Raw genomic sequence first — 15,245 nt, 5'->3', positions numbered from 1 at the left:
CCCCGTTCCTGCAGAGTTCAATTCCACAGAGATTGCGAGCAACACAATGCGCTTGGTTAAATTTACCGCCGATGGCCGGACACGGCTTGGCACCCTTTCGGATGGCAAGATCGTCGAGCTGTCCGGGTTTACCGATATGGCCGAGACCCTCGACAGCGGCAATCTCGAACGGTTGCGGGCGCCAGAAAGCCAAGGCGGAAATTCGTTCGATCCCGATAAGGTAACCTATGAGGCGCCGCTTGGTGAAAACGTCCGGGTGTTCTGCGTCGGTATCAACTTTCTCAAGAAGCACCCGATTGCGGGTGTCATTTCGAAAGCTCCGGAACGGCCGACGATCTTCCTGAAGCTTGTGGAAACATTTGTCGGACACGAGCAGACTCTGGAGCATCCGGGTGAGGTTTCGCAAAATCTCGACTACGAAGGCGAACTCGCCGTCGTCATCGGACGCGGCGGCCGGCATATCCTCGAAGAGGAAGCCTATAGCCATGTCTTCGGCTACACGCTTCTAAACGATGGCTCAGTGCGCGACTGGCAGAAACACAGTCTTGTATCCGGCAAGAACTTCTATCACTCGAGCAGCTGCGGTCCCTATGTGGTGACCGCTGACGAAGTTTCCGACCCGATGAAGCTGGATCTGGTGACGCGCTGGAACGACGAGGAAGTGCAGAACGCCAATATGGATCTGATGCTCTTCGACATCCCTTACATCATCAGCCACATCTCGCAATTTACCACCCTGAAGCCCGGCGACATCATTGCAACCGGTACGCCATCAGGCTCCGGCGGTTCCATGGACCCACAGCGCTTCCTGCGCCCCGGTGACAAAATCGAAATCGAAATCAGTGAGCTCGGCATGTTGTCGAACACGGTCGGCTGACCACTGGAGGCTAATCTCATGGCTAGATCATTGGCATTTTTGCACACGGTGACCGATCTCGTACCGGTATTCGAGGAGCTTGCGGCAAGATATCTGCCGGATTGGACGCCGTTCAACATCGTCGATGAAAGCCTGCTTCGTAACACGATCAAGCAGGGTGAGCTGACGAAAGGAACGATGCAACGCGTGGCCAATTATATCAGGTCTGCGGTGGATGGTGGAGCGGAAGCCATTCTGGTGACCTGTTCGTCCATCGGGCCCGCGGTTGATGCAGCCCGTCCATTCTGCCCGGTGCCGCTCGTACGTGTCGATGAAGGTATGGTCGACCTCGCATTGACAACAGGAAAACGCATCGGCGTGCTGGCGACACTGGCATCGACGCTGCGACCAACCGAGGACCTGATCCGGACGCGGGCAACGCAACAGGGCTATCAGCCAACAATCATCGCCCGCCTTTGCGACCGGGCGTTCGAACGTCTTTCCGCTGGGGACCGCGCCGGACATGACACGGCAATCGTTGAAGGCATTGCCGCGCTGGAACAGGAAGTCGACGTCATCGTTCTTGCCCAGGCGTCGATGGCACGCGCCGCAGCTGATCCCCGCTTCGAGGAAACCGGCATACCCATTCTGTCGAGCCCTGAACTCGGCATTCTCCATTTCCGCTCGCTCCTGCCGGGGACCGGCACGAAAACGGAACTGGTCTAGAGGAGAAAGACAATGATTGAAAAAAACAACGACCTTAAAGATCGTACATGTGTGGTCATGGGTGGCGGTTCGGTCACCCCCGGCTGGGGCATCGGCAAGGCCATCTCGGTTGCCTATGGGCGCGCCGGGGGGAAGGTTGCCGTGTGCGACCGCGTCCTGAGCGCAGCGGAAGAAGCGGCTGAAATCATTCGCAGCGAAGGCGGCGAAGCCGAAGCGTTTGAGGTCGATGCTTCCGATGAGAAGAGCATTGCGCAGGTCGTCAGCGCCATCCGCGCAAGGTACAATACGATCGATGTGCTGCACAACAATATCGGCATCGGCAAGGCGGGCGATTCCAGCCAGACCACTGGTGATGACTGGCGCCGCATTTCAGACGCCAACCTGCTGTCATTGCATCTGGCAACGCAAGCCGTGATCCCGGTAATGAAGGAGAACCATCGCGGCGTGATCCTGACCACCTCTTCGGTTGGAAGCCTGCGTTATCTCGGTTTTCCGCATCTCGCCTATAATGTCACCAAGGCAGCGGCCAACCATTTCTCGCGTCTGGTCGCGGCGGAATACGCGGAATTCGGCATTCGTGCCAATACGATCGTTGTCGGCCTGATGGATACGCCGCGCATTCGCGTTACCCTGCAGCGGACTTACGGCGCTTCGGAAGAAGACATGCTGGCACGCCGCAACAAGCAGGTCCCGGTGGGCTTCATGGGCGATGCCTGGGACGTGGCTCATGCCGCGGTATTCCTTGCTTCCGACAAGGCCCGCTATATTTCGGGAACCGAGCTCGTCATCGACGGTGCCCTGACCGCCACGACCCGCACCTGAGGGGAAATCCCTTCAGATGCAGACCGGCAAACTGGTGGGCTGATTCAGCCCATCAGGTCCTTGGCGGAGAGATGCTCGACTTCATCATCGCTTCCCGCAAATGTCCGCGTCACGATCTGCGCGCCATAGATCCATAGAATACGCATCGGCTGCTCGCCGGTATTACGGAATGCGTGCTCCCGGCCAGCCTGGATATAGGTGCTGTCGTAAGGCACCAGGGGCGTGATCACACCCTCGATTTCAACAACGCCCTCACCTTCAAGCAGCGTCACCTGCTCATCGCAATTGTGCACGTGCAGGGGCGCTCCCTTGCCCTTTGGATAGACGCTCATGCCCGTGGTGAATTTGGCGTCCGGCAGGGAATGCACGGTGACCAAGGGCGTAGTGACGATGCCGCCGCCGCGATTGATTTTCCGGATTTCTTCGACTTTGAGGATGAGAGGTTCAGACATTCGTGGGTCTCCTTGTTTCTTATACTGAGTATAATAAATAAGGATGAGGCGCAATGCCAGAACGCAAAGCATCGCTGCATTATTTCAATAGGCCGCCTCATACACGGCAAGAATGTCGTCGCGGCTCATGTCACGCGGATTATTGTCCAGGAGACGGCGGATGGCATGTGCCTCGGTGGCCATTGCGGCAAGATCGTCGCGGGGCACGCCAAAGCCAGACAACCGCATCTCACAACCAAGCTTGGAACAGAAATCATGAGCCGCATCGAACACGTTTTCCTGCTTGCCCGATGCAATGCCAAGCGCAGCAAGAATGGCTGCGGTTTTTTCCGGCGCCGCGGGCGCATTAAAGGCAAGCGTGTGCGGGAAGATCAGCGCATTGGCCGCACCATGGGCAACATGATGGCGCGTCCCGAGTGGATAGGAAACCGCATGTCCGGACGTGGTGTTGACGGGACCGAGGCAATAGCCGCCATAAAGCGAAGCGAGCGATAAACCGGCACGCGCTTCGAGATCGCTGCCATCGGCGATGGCCCGGCCGAGAAATCTTCCGACAAGGCGCACACCCTCAAGCGCATACATATCGATCAGCGGATGGGCGCGAAGGCTGGTGAAGGCCTCTACGCAGTGCGCCATGGCATCCACCCCGCCAGCCGATGTTACTTGCGCAGGGAGACTCAAGGTTAGCGCAGGATCGATGACTGCGAGATCGGCGAGCATGTAATTGCTCTGCACCGCGACCTTGTTCTGGGTTGCGGGATCGGTAACCAGCGCCCGCGTTCCGGCCTCGCTGCCAGTTCCTGAAGTGGTGGGCACCTGAATGAGTGCCGCACGCTTGCCCGCGACCCGCTCTGCTCCGGCCACATCGGCAATCGTCTGGCCGCTTCCCGGCAGGACTGCGGCAAGCTTTGCCAGGTCCATGACGCTGCCGCCGCCAAAACCGATGACAAGATCTGGCTTTGCAGCTTCGCCTACGGCAACAAGCGCTTCGAGATTGGGAACATCCGGTTCCGGGCGGACATCACCGAAGATAGTGATTTCGCCGCTGAGGCCAAGCACGTCGACCCACCGGGCATTGAAAGCATCAGCCACGACAAGGATGCGCTTAAAGCCATTGGCTACGGCCCAGCTGCCCGCCTTGGATGCCATCCCCGCGCCAAATTCGATGAGGTGGGGACGGACGAGCGTGATGAGCGTTGACAGGTTCGGCATGATAGAAAATCCTATGCGGGTCAGGTTAAGCGGCAGCGGCCGCCCGGGCAGTAAGCGTAGCAGCGAGACGCTCAGCATATTCGATGGCTTCGATCAGGCTGAGTTCGTTGGCAATGCCCTTGCCGGCGATATCGAAGGCCGTGCCATGGTCAACCGAGGTACGGACGATCGGCAGACCCAATGTGATGTTGACGCCGGACAGGGCATCCCAGGTTCCGGTCTCCGGATTGATGTTGAAGCCTAGTAACTTGACTGGGATATGGCCCTGATCGTGATACATGGCCACCACCGCATCGTACTGGCCGCCTCGCAGCTTGACAAAGATGGTATCGCCCGGAATTGGCCCGACGACATCAAGCCCCTCGGCAACGCAGCGCGCCACCAATGGCTCGGTCACATCGATATCCTGACGGCCGAACAACCCGCCCTCGCCCGCATGCGGGTTCAAGGCGGCGATGGCGATGCGCTGGCGTTCGAGACCGAGGCCCTGCAGCGCCTCATGTGTGCGGTCGATGACATAGCGAAGCCGTTCCGGCGTCAGCTTGGCTGGCACATCCTGCAACGGAATATGTGTCGTCAAATGGCTGACGCGCATGCCGCCATGGGCGAGCATCATCACCGAACCTTTGGCCCCGGTGAGATCCGCCAGCATGTCGGTATGTCCGGCAAAATGATAACCTGCCTTGTTCAAGGCCTCCTTGTTCAAAGGTGCAGTCACCAATCCCTGAATGCGGCCTGCCTCGGCCAGACGCACTGCACGCTCCACCGCGAGATAGGCAAAGCGCCCGCCATCGATCGAGAGAACACCCGGTTTTATTTGCTCACCTTCGGGGCCAGCCTGAAGACAAGAAAGATGTGGCCATTGGTCGTGTTCATTCACTACGGGAAAATCAATATCGGCACCAAGCGCGTCACGGGCCGAAAGCAGGGAAATATTGCTGCCGATGATGAGCAGGCGCAGCTTGCCGCTCTGGATGTTTTCACGCAGTTTGAGGCAGGCCTTGACAATGATCTCCGGACCGATTCCAGCAGGATCACCCATGGTAATTGCGATATGAGGGTTCAATTTAACATTCCTTCGATTGTAATGGCCAGGCGCCAACCAGATGCTGCAAGAAAGACGGGGCACCGAAGGCGCCCGATTTTGAGAGGACTTCGACGCCGTCGAAGCGGCCGCCGCGCATAATGGAACGCGGCACTCCTTGCATGATTTGTCCCTGCACATCGAGCCGAACGGCACCGAGGGATATGCAAAGCGCACGCAGCGTTTCACCTCCGGCAACGATAAGCGCCCCGGGTGGATCAATGTGCTGGACAAGACGTGCCATTTCGGAGTTGATTCTCGCAGCTGCTTCGGCCCGGGCAAGCCCGGCCGGCAGGTTGAAACTCGCAAAAACGGTTCCGTCCATTTTCAAACCGCGCGCAATGCGCTTTGCCGAGTTAATGCTTCCATCGTCGAGCCGCATGTGTAGGGGACCGCACTGTTCGAGTTGAGCCACTGTAGACGGGTGGTTGGAACCGAAAAGACCAAAAATTGGACACCGGAGCGGTTGAACCGGTTCGTTTGGTGCGCGTAAATCCACAAGAGCCCCGGCCAGACCGCTACTACCGCACCATAGAACGTCGCCCAGAGCGCGCCCTTTTGCTGCGATCGCAGCAAGATCGCTATCGGTCGAGGCATCCCATATGCTTATGCCGTTTGGGACCGCATCGGCCGGGCGACAGATCGTGACTTGATGGCCAAGTTTGGTCAAATCACGCGCAAGATCGCTTGGAATAAGCCTCCAATCGGCATTTTCCAGAGTGTATTGCCGCCCGCCACGCGTCACCCGGTGCTGGAACGGAAAGGCTGGTGCGACAATGCAATAGGTTGGTTTTATAACTTGCAAGCACATATTTATTTCGACTGCGTCGTGTCCGCGCAAAAGACTGTCGAGTTTCTTGAATGCAAGAATGTCCGGCCCGGCGATAAGCACGGTAGCCAGGGTGGCAATTTTCGCCGCTGCGTCGGCCGTGGAACCTTCACGCGTTGCGCTGTCGAGCCCCATACTCCCAGAAACAATGCGCATATCACTGCCCCAGTGCACCGGTATCGGACCTAGCGCTGCGGTAAACTGTGCCGCCGTATCTAGTGCACCGGTAACATCGTCGGCGAGCAGCCTCAACTCCGTGATGGCAGTTGGCTCAATCGCTGACATTTGCTTGTTCCCACGCTTACGACTCGATTAGTCATTCATACTAATACTAAATATAACTTGAGCTCGAAAGGCAACCGGCATAGCCTTCTGAATATGGCATTCGGCCGTCATTACCGGAATGAACGGTTCTTCCTCAATTTTTGTTAGCGCCGCGATTGCTATCTGCGGGGATGCGAACGCAATTGAATTGATCCCCCGGTCCAGGTGTACCGTTCAAGATGAAGAAAACTGGGTTGTTTCTGCCGCTGGGAAACCTGGCGGTATCTGCCCGGATTGCGAAGGCGAAGCCGGCACCGGCACGGCTGGCACAACCGCCGCCTCCAGGACTTGCCTGTTCAGGGTCAGGTTGTGGAAATCAAACTCGCACTGAACCGGTGGCAGTGCAGGCAGCGGAAATGCGGGCGACGCACCTTCACCGACAGGTTGCCCGAGATTGCTTCACCCTACACGCGACGAACTGGACGGATGGCCGAGATTGTACGACTGAGTGGCCACAAGATGGGCGGTCGCCCGGGTGAATACTTGATGCATCGGCTCGGCATGCCGGTCAGTGACGACACGATCTTGCGGCAACTGAAGCGCAATAATCCGGCGTTCATACAAAAAGACAATATTCGGGTTGTGGGCATTGATGATTGGAGCTGGCGGCATTCCTCGCGGTACGGCACGATTATGGTCGATCTTGAGTGTCAATCGGTCGTCGATATTCTGGACGACCGCAGCGTGGAGAGCGCAAAAGCATGGTTGCAAGAACGTCCGACGATCGAAGTTGTCAGCCGGGATCGCTGTGGCCTGTATGCCCGGGCAGCCAGGGAGGGCGCACCGCAGGCGCGCCAGGTGGCTGACCGTTTTCATCTGGTCCAAAACCTCAGGGCGGCGAGCAGGGAACAGATGAGCGTTGATGGCCACGCCCATGTCAGACCCATTCTCTCCGAAGATGCGATCGCCAGCGCGACGGCACAACACCGCCGAGCCCGCTTGCAGCACAGACAATCCCGTCAGGAAATATTTGTCACGCTTCAAGCTTTGCGCCAGCAGGCCTCACCTACAGCGAGATTGCAAGACGGATCGGACACGAGCGCCGCAGCATCGCGAATTGGCTCACCTCTACCGCACCTCGAGACAGAAACCGGGCAGCATTGAATCCGACATCGCCGTTGTATTTTGAAACTTTTCTGGCTGAATGCCGGAAGAATGGAAACCGTATTGGGCGCCATCTGTTTCACGATGTCAAGAACCGCGGCTAAACGGGCAGTCGTTCCAATCTGGAGTGCCTGTTGAAGGTTTGGCGTGAAGCCGAAAACATCCAACCCGACGACCCGCCTCCAGATGTGCATGTTTCAGAACCTGTCCGCGATTCTGATAACGGCCATGTGATCTCGTCTGTGGTGGCCGCAGCTTTGTGCATAAAACCGCGCGGCCTGCTGACAGATCTTCAGACCAGAAAGGTCAATGCTTTGAAGCAGGGCTCGACAGTGTTCGCCATAATGCGTGACTTGGCCATGCGCTTCAACGGCATCTTGCGCAGCAGGAATTCGGAGACACTGGATAAATGGATCGACGATGCCATTGACACCGAACTCACGGCGATCATGCGTTTCGCCAGCGTTTTGCGCCGGGATACTGATGCCGTCAAAAATGCAATCGGGCGGGTTTCCCGCATCCGGCTTTACGGCAACCGTTGCCTAGGCGAGTTCAGAAAGCCTGGGTTGTCATGGCAACCAATGTGAGAGGATTAAATTGCGGCGCAATAACTACGTGGCACATATTGGAGGCCGACGTTTATCCCAATGCAACTCTTGTTCCATGGTATGCGCTAACCGCAACAGAGTGGCTTCATCTCCATAACGCCCCACCAGCTGCAGCCCGATGGGAATGCCATTTTGTGTTTCGGCCACCGGTACTGACATAGCCGGCAGACCCGACATGTTAAAAGCAAACAAATAACCTGCATCGGACCACCGATTTAAATATCGTTCCAGATCACCGTCTTCCATCGACCAATAACCGACAGGACGTGGCGTCTGAGTTAACGTAGGGGTGACAAAGACATCGTAAGCTGCAATGTCTTTTGCGATGTGCTGACTTGCTTTTCTGACAGCCGCAATGCCGTGAGCATAGTCGATTGCAGAAAGAGAGCGTCCATATTCCAGCAATGACCAATTGAACGGTGCGAGTTCCGCTTGCTCCACAGGTCTGCCTATAACCGCAGCCATCCGGTCGAAATCGGCCGCTGTTTCCACGGCATTGATGACATTATAGTGCCGCCAGGCCGCTTCGAGCGGGACGGACATTTCATGTTCTTCCACATAATGGCCGAGATTTTCACATAAGCGAAGCGTCGTTTGAAGAGCATTCATCACCTCGGGCGCGTAAGGCTCCCCCCAGGGTTGCTTGAGCGTATAGCCAATGCGCAAGCCTCTGGGCGGAACCGCCAGTTGGCTCAACCATGGGCTTATCGGTAAGGGTGCTAGATAAGGATCCCCGGGGACGGAGCCTGCGACAGCATCAAGGTAAGCAGCAGTATCGCGGACTGTACGGGTTACGCATAATGTTGCAATACTGCCGTGCCAAAGATCAACGGTTTCCGGACCATAGGTAATGCGCCCTCGTGAGGGCTTCAAACCGACGAGACCACAGCATGATGCTGGCACACGAATGGAGCCCCCACCATCGGATGCTTCCGCGAGCGGCACCATGCGGGCAGCAACGGCAGCCCCTGCGCCGCCGCTCGAACCTCCCGGCGTTATTTCTAGATTCCACGGATTTAGTGTGGGTCCGTAAAGCCTAGGTTCTGTTCCAATGGACCAGCCGCCCTCTGGTGCATTAGTGCGACCGAGCAACAGAAAACCGGCTGCCTTGATACGGCTGACCATCTCTGAATCATGATCGCATACGAAATCCCGCATGTAACCAAGTCCGTTCGTCAGACTTGTTCCACGCCACATGGATCCAATATTCTTCAAAAAGAACGGGATGCCGCCGAATGGACCTGCGGGTGGATTTGATGCTGCCTTACGTGCCAAATCGAAAGTTTCGATTACCATTGCGTTGAGCCGCGGATTTAGCGCTTCGACGATAGTGATCGCGGTGTCCAATAGTTCCACTGGAGTAACCTGACGCCGACGCACCAGCATCGCGAGTTCGAGCGCATCGCTTGTCGCATAGAGCTCAATTAAATCGGAGGTTGTCATAGCCCTAGCTCCTCATCACTCATGATCATTCGACATTTTCGCGCAAAGGCTTGACTTGCTCGACCAGTCTGCGAACCCGCTCGATCTCTACGGCATTCCACCAGACACCATCGAATTTGAGGCTTGAACCAACGATAGCGCCGTCAAGTATTCGCAATAGTTCCGCCGCATTGCCTGGCGTGATCCCACTTCCGGCAATCACCGGCAGCTGTGTTCCGCTGCGCACCGCGGAGATCTCTGCTTCAGGCACAGCATCCCCCGTGCGGTTTCCGGTGGCAATGGTTACATCTGCGCCATAGAATTCCGCATCCGCGGCCTGTTCGCCGATCGAACGATCCCCCACAATGGCATGCGATCCGTGTTTCACATGGACATCCGCAAATATGGCGACATCCTGTGCGTCTATCTGTTTGCGGTAGCGCATCGCTTTTGCGCTTTCTCCCTCAACAACTCCCTCATTGCTGACATAGGCGTTCACCCACTGATTAACGCGGACAAATTTAGCACCGCTGGCTTTGGCGATTGCAAGTGAGCCAATTGAACCATTGGCGAGAAGGTTTATTCCTACTGGAACACCAACATTGCGGGCCACCCTATCGGTAATGACCGCCATTGCCGCGATGATTTCCGGACCTATCTCGTTCGGTTTCAAGAAAGGAATATCGCCGTGGTTCTCTATGATGATGCCGTCCATACCACCCGCAACGAACGCATCTGCATCCCTCAACGCCCGACTGATAATCGCTTCAAACGTTGCATTTTCATATCGGGGAGTTCCAGGAAGAGGCAAAAGGTGGATGTCCCCGATAAGAGGCTTTCTAATCTTGAAAATCTTGTCGAGGTAGGATGATCTTTGTTCCGAGACGAGCATCTTGCTTCCAATTTATGAGTTCATTGACTGTTATGAGAGGGCGGCAAGCGTATTGCTGCCTCGGCTAGCTGCAGCCTTGCCAGTTTCTCGTCGGTCGTCGGCTGCTTGGTGGCCAGCGCGCCGCAGGCTTCCACCACATAGGACGAGGAGACAGTCCCCATTGCCGCGGAGCTGACGGCAGATCTGCCGGCGGCCAGTCCCGCGACAAACCCGCCGCAATAAGCGTCTCCCGCGCCCGTAGTGTCCCGTACCCTGGCAGCCAGCGCTGGAACATGGGTGAGCGTTCCCGTTGAAGCCTCGCAAACCAGCGATCCCCGCTCGCCGAGCTTTGCAACCATATGACACTTGTAAAGAACAGCATTTTCCTGAAGCCAGAATTCAAGGCTGGTTGGCTGCCATATGCGCTCAATTTCCGCTTGGCTCGGCAAGAAAGCCGTGAGGTGGGAAAGAAAATCCAGGTCACGATACATCGAAGATTCGATGAAATTGTCGGAAAGGATATCCATCGTCAGAATTGGCCTACATGCCATGGAACTAAGTTGTTTCGCATTGGAAATCGAACTCGCTGGCCCCTGCGGTGCGATATGGAACGCACGCGCTTGGGTGTAAGATGCTGGTAGAGGCCCGCGTTGTTCATCCAGATAGAGCGCTTGGGATGATGAAAGCTTAGGTACCTGCTGTTTATGAATATCGCTCTCATGCAGCAGCCACAATTCCAAGCCGTTGCCTTCGCATTGACCGATACCTGAGGCGTCGATACCGCGCTCTTCGACCAACCTGCATGTTTCGGTGAAATATGGTTTGCCGGCTAAAGAATGAATGCCGACATCTTCGCTCCATATGTGAGCGCCCACCGCCGAATAGAGTGCGCCTCCGCCTTGCACCGCCATCGAGCAAGTGCCATCGGCAAGAATAATATCATCCGTGGTCAACCATCCGATCGTGACAACGTCCATCACAGCCGGCCCCCACGGTCGCTCAGAAAGCGGATAATGGGCTGCAACATTGCTGCATAGACGAGGACCTTGGATAGGTCGACGATATCCGAGAGCGCGGCCTGAGGTGAAGCGAGATCGAAGTGGCGGTTTATGCCAGGAAATCCAAGGAGCAGAATATTGGGGGTCTTCAACATCACGCTGATATCATCACTGCGTGATGTATAGGTGTTGTTGGATTCTTGAACCTTCGTACCTAGCCCAGGCAAGAGGTGAACTAAATGCTGTGCTAAAGCATATAAACTTGGCGGGGTCACCGCGCCTCGTGCCAGACTCGAGAACTCACTAAGGACCGCCCCCTCTCCCATGCGTACGGAATTCTTCGGCTCGGACATCATTTCATCCATACCCAAGGGGGTGCCTGCCTGCTGCATATCGGCGATGATCGCCAGGTCCGGAGGAGCAAGTTGATCGATGATGCGCGACCCTCCCCGACCCATGACCTGATTCCCGGACCCCGTCGGCCCCTCTTCTTCATCGGGGAAAGCGAACAGCGCATTGACTCCCGCTTCGGCCAAGAGTGGCGCGGCCACGGCAAGCGCGGTGACCCCGCCGGCATTGTCGAAATGCCCGGTCCAATATCCATCCGCTTGCGGACGGCATGGAGTCACCGGGACCACGCGATCCCCCGGTCGAAGGCGAGTCAATTGATCCGTTGACCTAAAAAAGGCCTTTCCCGATTCCGACTCAATCCAGCCTTCGTCGACAACAGAATAGCGCTCATTTAGGAGATCGTAACGATAGGCTTGTGCCAACCGTCTTCCACCAACAGTGAGATGATAGCAGAATGGAACAAGTGGGAACCTGCGTCCATCGAATGGCCGCGTCAGGTAACTGATCGTGTCTAAATGTGCGAAATACCAAATGGGCATTGAACCTGACTGGTCACCTGCGATCATGACCGTGCTGGCCGTATTACGAAAGTTGGAATCAAGAACCAGCTGTCCGTTATTCAATGCCCCATCGCCATTGAGAAGTTGCTGCAGAACCGGCGCGCGCATGGCACTTGCTGCTGTCGAGGGCGCCGGCGTGTCAGCAATTGCCGTCAGATAACGGGCAACCCGTTCGGGCGTGATGTAAGCGTCGACACCCGGTTGCATGCCGCGTAACTGTTCGGAAAGCTTGGCCAAATGGTCTGCAATCGATGCTCCAGACGAGAGATTTGAATTTGCCATCATCAGGATCGGCCAGACCGAGACATGAAATATACCGCAACAACAATAAGCGCCCCCTTGAAGAGTTGCTGCACATAAGGGTCGACGCCTGTAAGATTGAGGATGTTTGCAAGAACACCGATTATCAAAGTGCCAAGGAAGGTGCCGGCGACGGAGCCTTTACCGCCAAAAAGCGAGGTTCCTCCTACAACAACAGCGGCGATCGCATCAAGCTCGTAGCCCTGGCCTGCGATGGGCGTACCGATACTGAGCTGCGACGCATAAACGAGGCCAGCTAGCCCTGAAACTCCGCCAGCGATGACATAGACGATGATCTGGTAGAGACGCACCGGGACGCCTGACAGTCTTGCGGCTTCCTCGTTGGAACCGATGGCATAGATACTTCGGCCAAAGGCCGTGAGGGACAGGATTACAGCACTGACCGCCAAGATTGCGAGGAGGATGAGCGAGGGAATGGGGATCCCAAAAAGATAATCATTGCCAAGATTATAAAAGTCCTCGTTCAGGATCGGGATAGGCGTACCGCCCGTGTAGAGAAACGCCAGTCCCCTTGTGAACGACAGCATTCCAAGTGTCATGATGAATGGCGGTATGCCGGCAGATGCGACGCCCAGGCCGTTCAGCAGGCCAGCGGCCATTGCGACTAACAATCCGATCGGGATTGCAATCGCCATACTATGGGTTTCCAAAAGACCTGCATAGATCACGACCGACAGTCCGAGGATAGATCCCACCGACAGATCAATCCCGCGCGTCAGAATGACGAAGGTCATGCCGATCGCGAGAATACCAACAATGGCGACCTGCCGCAGAATATTCAGAAGGTTCGCTGGCGTCAGAAATCTGTCGGAGAGAAAAGACGCTGCGATCACCAGAATGATGAGGGCGGCCAATACCCCTATTCTCCGCCATATCTTGGCGGCCGACGCGGAGTAGGTCTGGAATGACGTAGACATTTTCAGCATTGTTTTGAGTCTTCCGGTTATGGATCAATCAGCCAGAGCGGCCGCTCGCATGATTGTGTTTTCGCTTGCTTCATCGCGTGACAAGGTGACTGCAACCTTGCCTCGGCGCAGAACGACAATTCGATCTGCCAGCCTCAGGATTTCCTCCATCTCCGACGAAATGAGGATGACGCACATGCCAGATCTGACCAATTCATCGATCAAGGCGTAGATTTCGCTCTTAGCGCCTATATCGACACCTCTTGTCGGTTCATCGAAGATAAGAATGCGTGGTTCCACCGCCAGAGCACGGGCTATCAGAACTTTCTGCTGGTTTCCGCCGCTAAGAGTGCGAATTTCCGTATCAAGGCCTGACATGCGAACATCAAGGCGTTTGGCGGCATCTTTGACATATCGTCGTTCCAAGGAGCGATTCAGAAAGCCGAATTTGCGAAAGCGGGCCAGATTAGAAATGGTAGCGTTTTCCAGGACAGACCTGTTGGGTAACAGGCCAAGTGTCTTTCTGTCTTCGCTGACATAGGAAATGCCGAACTTTGCAGCAGTATTTGGATTGCCAATGCGCACAGCTTTGCCAAAAACCTTGATCTCTCCGGAGGTCGGGTGGGTTATTCCTGCAATCGTTTTTGCTACTTCGGTTCGCCCGGCGCCGATCAGGCCTGCCAACCCCACAATCTCGCCCTGACGCGCGACAAAGGATACGTCTTCGAAACTGCCCTGAAGGCTGAGATGGCTGACCTCTAGAGCGGGTGAGCCAAATTCGCGAACATTTACATTATGAACCGGAAAAGCTCTTCCGATCATTCTGGCTACCAGCCATTCCTGATCAATTGCGCAAACCTTGCTGACGCCGGTTCGCGACCCGTCGCGCAATACGGTTACAGTGTCTGCAATCCGGAAAATTTCCTCGAGATGATGCGAAATGAAAACAATGCCTATTCCTTCGGCCTTTAATTTGGCAACCAGATTGAAAAGCGTCGACACCATGCTTTCATCCAGGACAGCTGTCGGTTCATCGAGAATAAGCACTTTTGCCTGGAACGAGATGGCCTTGGCTATCTCCACCATCTGTTGCTGAGCAATGCTAAGTTCTCCGACGGGACGTTTAGGATCGATATCGATCATCAGCCGTTTCAAGAGCTCCATTGTATGCTCCCGCATACGCCTGCGGTCGACTAAACCCCACCTCGTATGTGGAAAGTGGCCGAGAAAAATATTCTCCTCTGCGGATAGATGCGGGGCGAGGGACAACTCCTGGTGGATAACAACAACACCATGGGCAATCGCATCCCTGGGAGATCGAAATATCCTTTCGACACCATCAATCAGCAACTTTCCCCTGTCAGGCCTGTGAACGCCCGACAATGTCTTGATCAGTGTCGACTTTCCAGCGCCATTCTCACCGACGATGGCGTGGACTTCCCCGGCATGGACTTTAAAATCCATGCCGGAAAGTACAACATTGCCATCAAACGACTTCGTCAGCGCGACAGCTTCAAGAAGGATTTTGTCCATTCCGGTTGTCCTGCAATAAGCGTGAGCCTGTATCCGAAGAGGGCTGGCCAGAATTCATATTCCGACCAGATCTTTCTCTTTCATTACTTGCACGGATCAAGCGTAGCCTCGAAATCACCCCAGCCACGACCGATCCATTGATCGGCATTGGCGGCGACCACTGTTGGAGAGTCCGGTAACTGAAGGCGTTTTCCTGGCATTTCATAGTCTTGGGTGCCGGGTGTTTCCTTACCCATCAATTTGTAAAGCGCTGCCCGCAGGCCGACA

The 15,245-nt window shown here is 55.8% G+C and carries 13 protein-coding genes and 1 pseudogene; 4 read left to right on the top strand and 10 right to left on the bottom strand.

Annotation, left to right across the window (positions count from 1 at the left end):
• Window positions 1–46: 46 nt before the first annotated feature.
• From ABKW30_RS27960 to ABKW30_RS27950, 3 genes are read left to right on the top strand one after another with little or no spacing between them, the layout of a single operon-like run.
• On the top strand, window positions 47–877 hold the full coding sequence (locus ABKW30_RS27960; RefSeq protein WP_348602234.1) for a fumarylacetoacetate hydrolase family protein: 831 nt from the start codon (window positions 47–49) through the stop codon (window positions 875–877).
• An 18-nt stretch (window positions 878–895) separates the two neighbouring features.
• Window positions 896–1,582 (top strand): aspartate/glutamate racemase family protein, encoded by a 687-nt coding sequence (locus ABKW30_RS27955; protein ID WP_348602233.1) that lies wholly within the window; start codon window positions 896–898, stop codon window positions 1,580–1,582.
• Between the two features lie 12 nt (window positions 1,583–1,594).
• Window positions 1,595–2,404, top strand: coding sequence for an SDR family oxidoreductase (locus ABKW30_RS27950; RefSeq protein WP_348602232.1), 810 nt, complete (start codon window positions 1,595–1,597; stop codon window positions 2,402–2,404).
• A 44-nt stretch (window positions 2,405–2,448) separates the two neighbouring features.
• On the opposite strand, the gene ABKW30_RS27945 is transcribed toward ABKW30_RS27950, so the two are convergent.
• The 4 genes from ABKW30_RS27945 to ABKW30_RS27930 all read right to left on the bottom strand — a co-directional run bounded on the left by ABKW30_RS27945 (window position 2,449) and on the right by ABKW30_RS27930 (window position 6,266).
• Complete coding sequence (locus ABKW30_RS27945) at window positions 2,449–2,856, bottom strand: cupin domain-containing protein (RefSeq protein ID WP_348602231.1); 408 nt, start codon at window positions 2,854–2,856, stop codon at window positions 2,449–2,451.
• An 84-nt stretch (window positions 2,857–2,940) separates the two neighbouring features.
• Window positions 2,941–4,068, bottom strand: a complete 1,128-nt coding sequence (locus ABKW30_RS27940) for an iron-containing alcohol dehydrogenase (RefSeq protein ID WP_348602230.1) — start codon at window positions 4,066–4,068, stop codon at window positions 2,941–2,943.
• Window positions 4,069–4,093: 25 nt separating this feature from the next.
• Window positions 4,094–5,134, bottom strand: a complete 1,041-nt coding sequence (pdxA, locus tag ABKW30_RS27935) for a 4-hydroxythreonine-4-phosphate dehydrogenase PdxA (protein WP_348602229.1) — start codon at window positions 5,132–5,134, stop codon at window positions 4,094–4,096.
• A gap of 1 nt (window position 5,135) precedes the next feature.
• Window positions 5,136–6,266, bottom strand: a complete 1,131-nt coding sequence (locus tag ABKW30_RS27930) for a four-carbon acid sugar kinase family protein (protein ID WP_348602228.1) — start codon at window positions 6,264–6,266, stop codon at window positions 5,136–5,138.
• A 190-nt stretch (window positions 6,267–6,456) separates the two neighbouring features.
• Here ABKW30_RS27930 and ABKW30_RS27925 point away from each other — a divergent pair.
• Window positions 6,457–7,912 (top strand): annotated as a pseudogene (locus ABKW30_RS27925) (ISL3 family transposase); the annotation flags it as partial.
• Window positions 7,913–8,020: 108 nt separating this feature from the next.
• Here the strand turns inward: ABKW30_RS27925 and ABKW30_RS27920 are convergent.
• Genes ABKW30_RS27920 through ABKW30_RS27895 form a run of 6 tightly spaced genes read right to left on the bottom strand, consistent with a single transcriptional unit; the run spans window position 8,021 to window position 14,978 of the window.
• The gene (locus ABKW30_RS27920) at window positions 8,021–9,460 is read right to left on the bottom strand and encodes an amidase (protein ID WP_348602227.1); all 1,440 of its coding nucleotides are present in this window, start codon (window positions 9,458–9,460) and stop codon (window positions 8,021–8,023) included.
• 25 nt (window positions 9,461–9,485) lie between these two features.
• Window positions 9,486–10,331 carry a BtpA/SgcQ family protein gene (locus tag ABKW30_RS27915; protein ID WP_348602226.1) on the bottom strand — a complete coding sequence of 282 codons (846 nt, stop codon included), beginning with the start codon at window positions 10,329–10,331 and terminating at the stop codon, window positions 9,486–9,488.
• A gap of 20 nt (window positions 10,332–10,351) precedes the next feature.
• Complete coding sequence (locus ABKW30_RS27910) at window positions 10,352–11,287, bottom strand: carbohydrate kinase family protein (protein ID WP_348602225.1); 936 nt, start codon at window positions 11,285–11,287, stop codon at window positions 10,352–10,354.
• The gene (locus ABKW30_RS27905) at window positions 11,287–12,456 is read right to left on the bottom strand and encodes a hypothetical protein (protein ID WP_348602224.1); all 1,170 of its coding nucleotides are present in this window, start codon (window positions 12,454–12,456) and stop codon (window positions 11,287–11,289) included. Before ABKW30_RS27905 ends, ABKW30_RS27910 begins: the two co-directional genes overlap by 1 nt.
• A 47-nt stretch (window positions 12,457–12,503) precedes the next feature.
• Window positions 12,504–13,466: an ABC transporter permease gene (locus ABKW30_RS27900; RefSeq protein WP_348602223.1), complete on the bottom strand. Its 963-nt coding sequence runs from the start codon at window positions 13,464–13,466 to the stop codon at window positions 12,504–12,506.
• A 24-nt stretch (window positions 13,467–13,490) separates the two neighbouring features.
• Window positions 13,491–14,978, bottom strand: coding sequence for a sugar ABC transporter ATP-binding protein (locus ABKW30_RS27895; RefSeq protein WP_348602222.1), 1,488 nt, complete (start codon window positions 14,976–14,978; stop codon window positions 13,491–13,493).
• Between the last annotated feature and the right edge of the window lie 267 nt (window positions 14,979–15,245).

It is taken from the genome of Phyllobacterium sp. SB3 (genome assembly GCF_040009165.1).
Classification (GTDB): Bacteria; Pseudomonadota; Alphaproteobacteria; order Rhizobiales; family Rhizobiaceae; genus Phyllobacterium.
The sequence above is the reverse complement of the archived record's forward strand: the minus strand, read 5'-3'. Positions and strand labels throughout refer to the sequence as shown.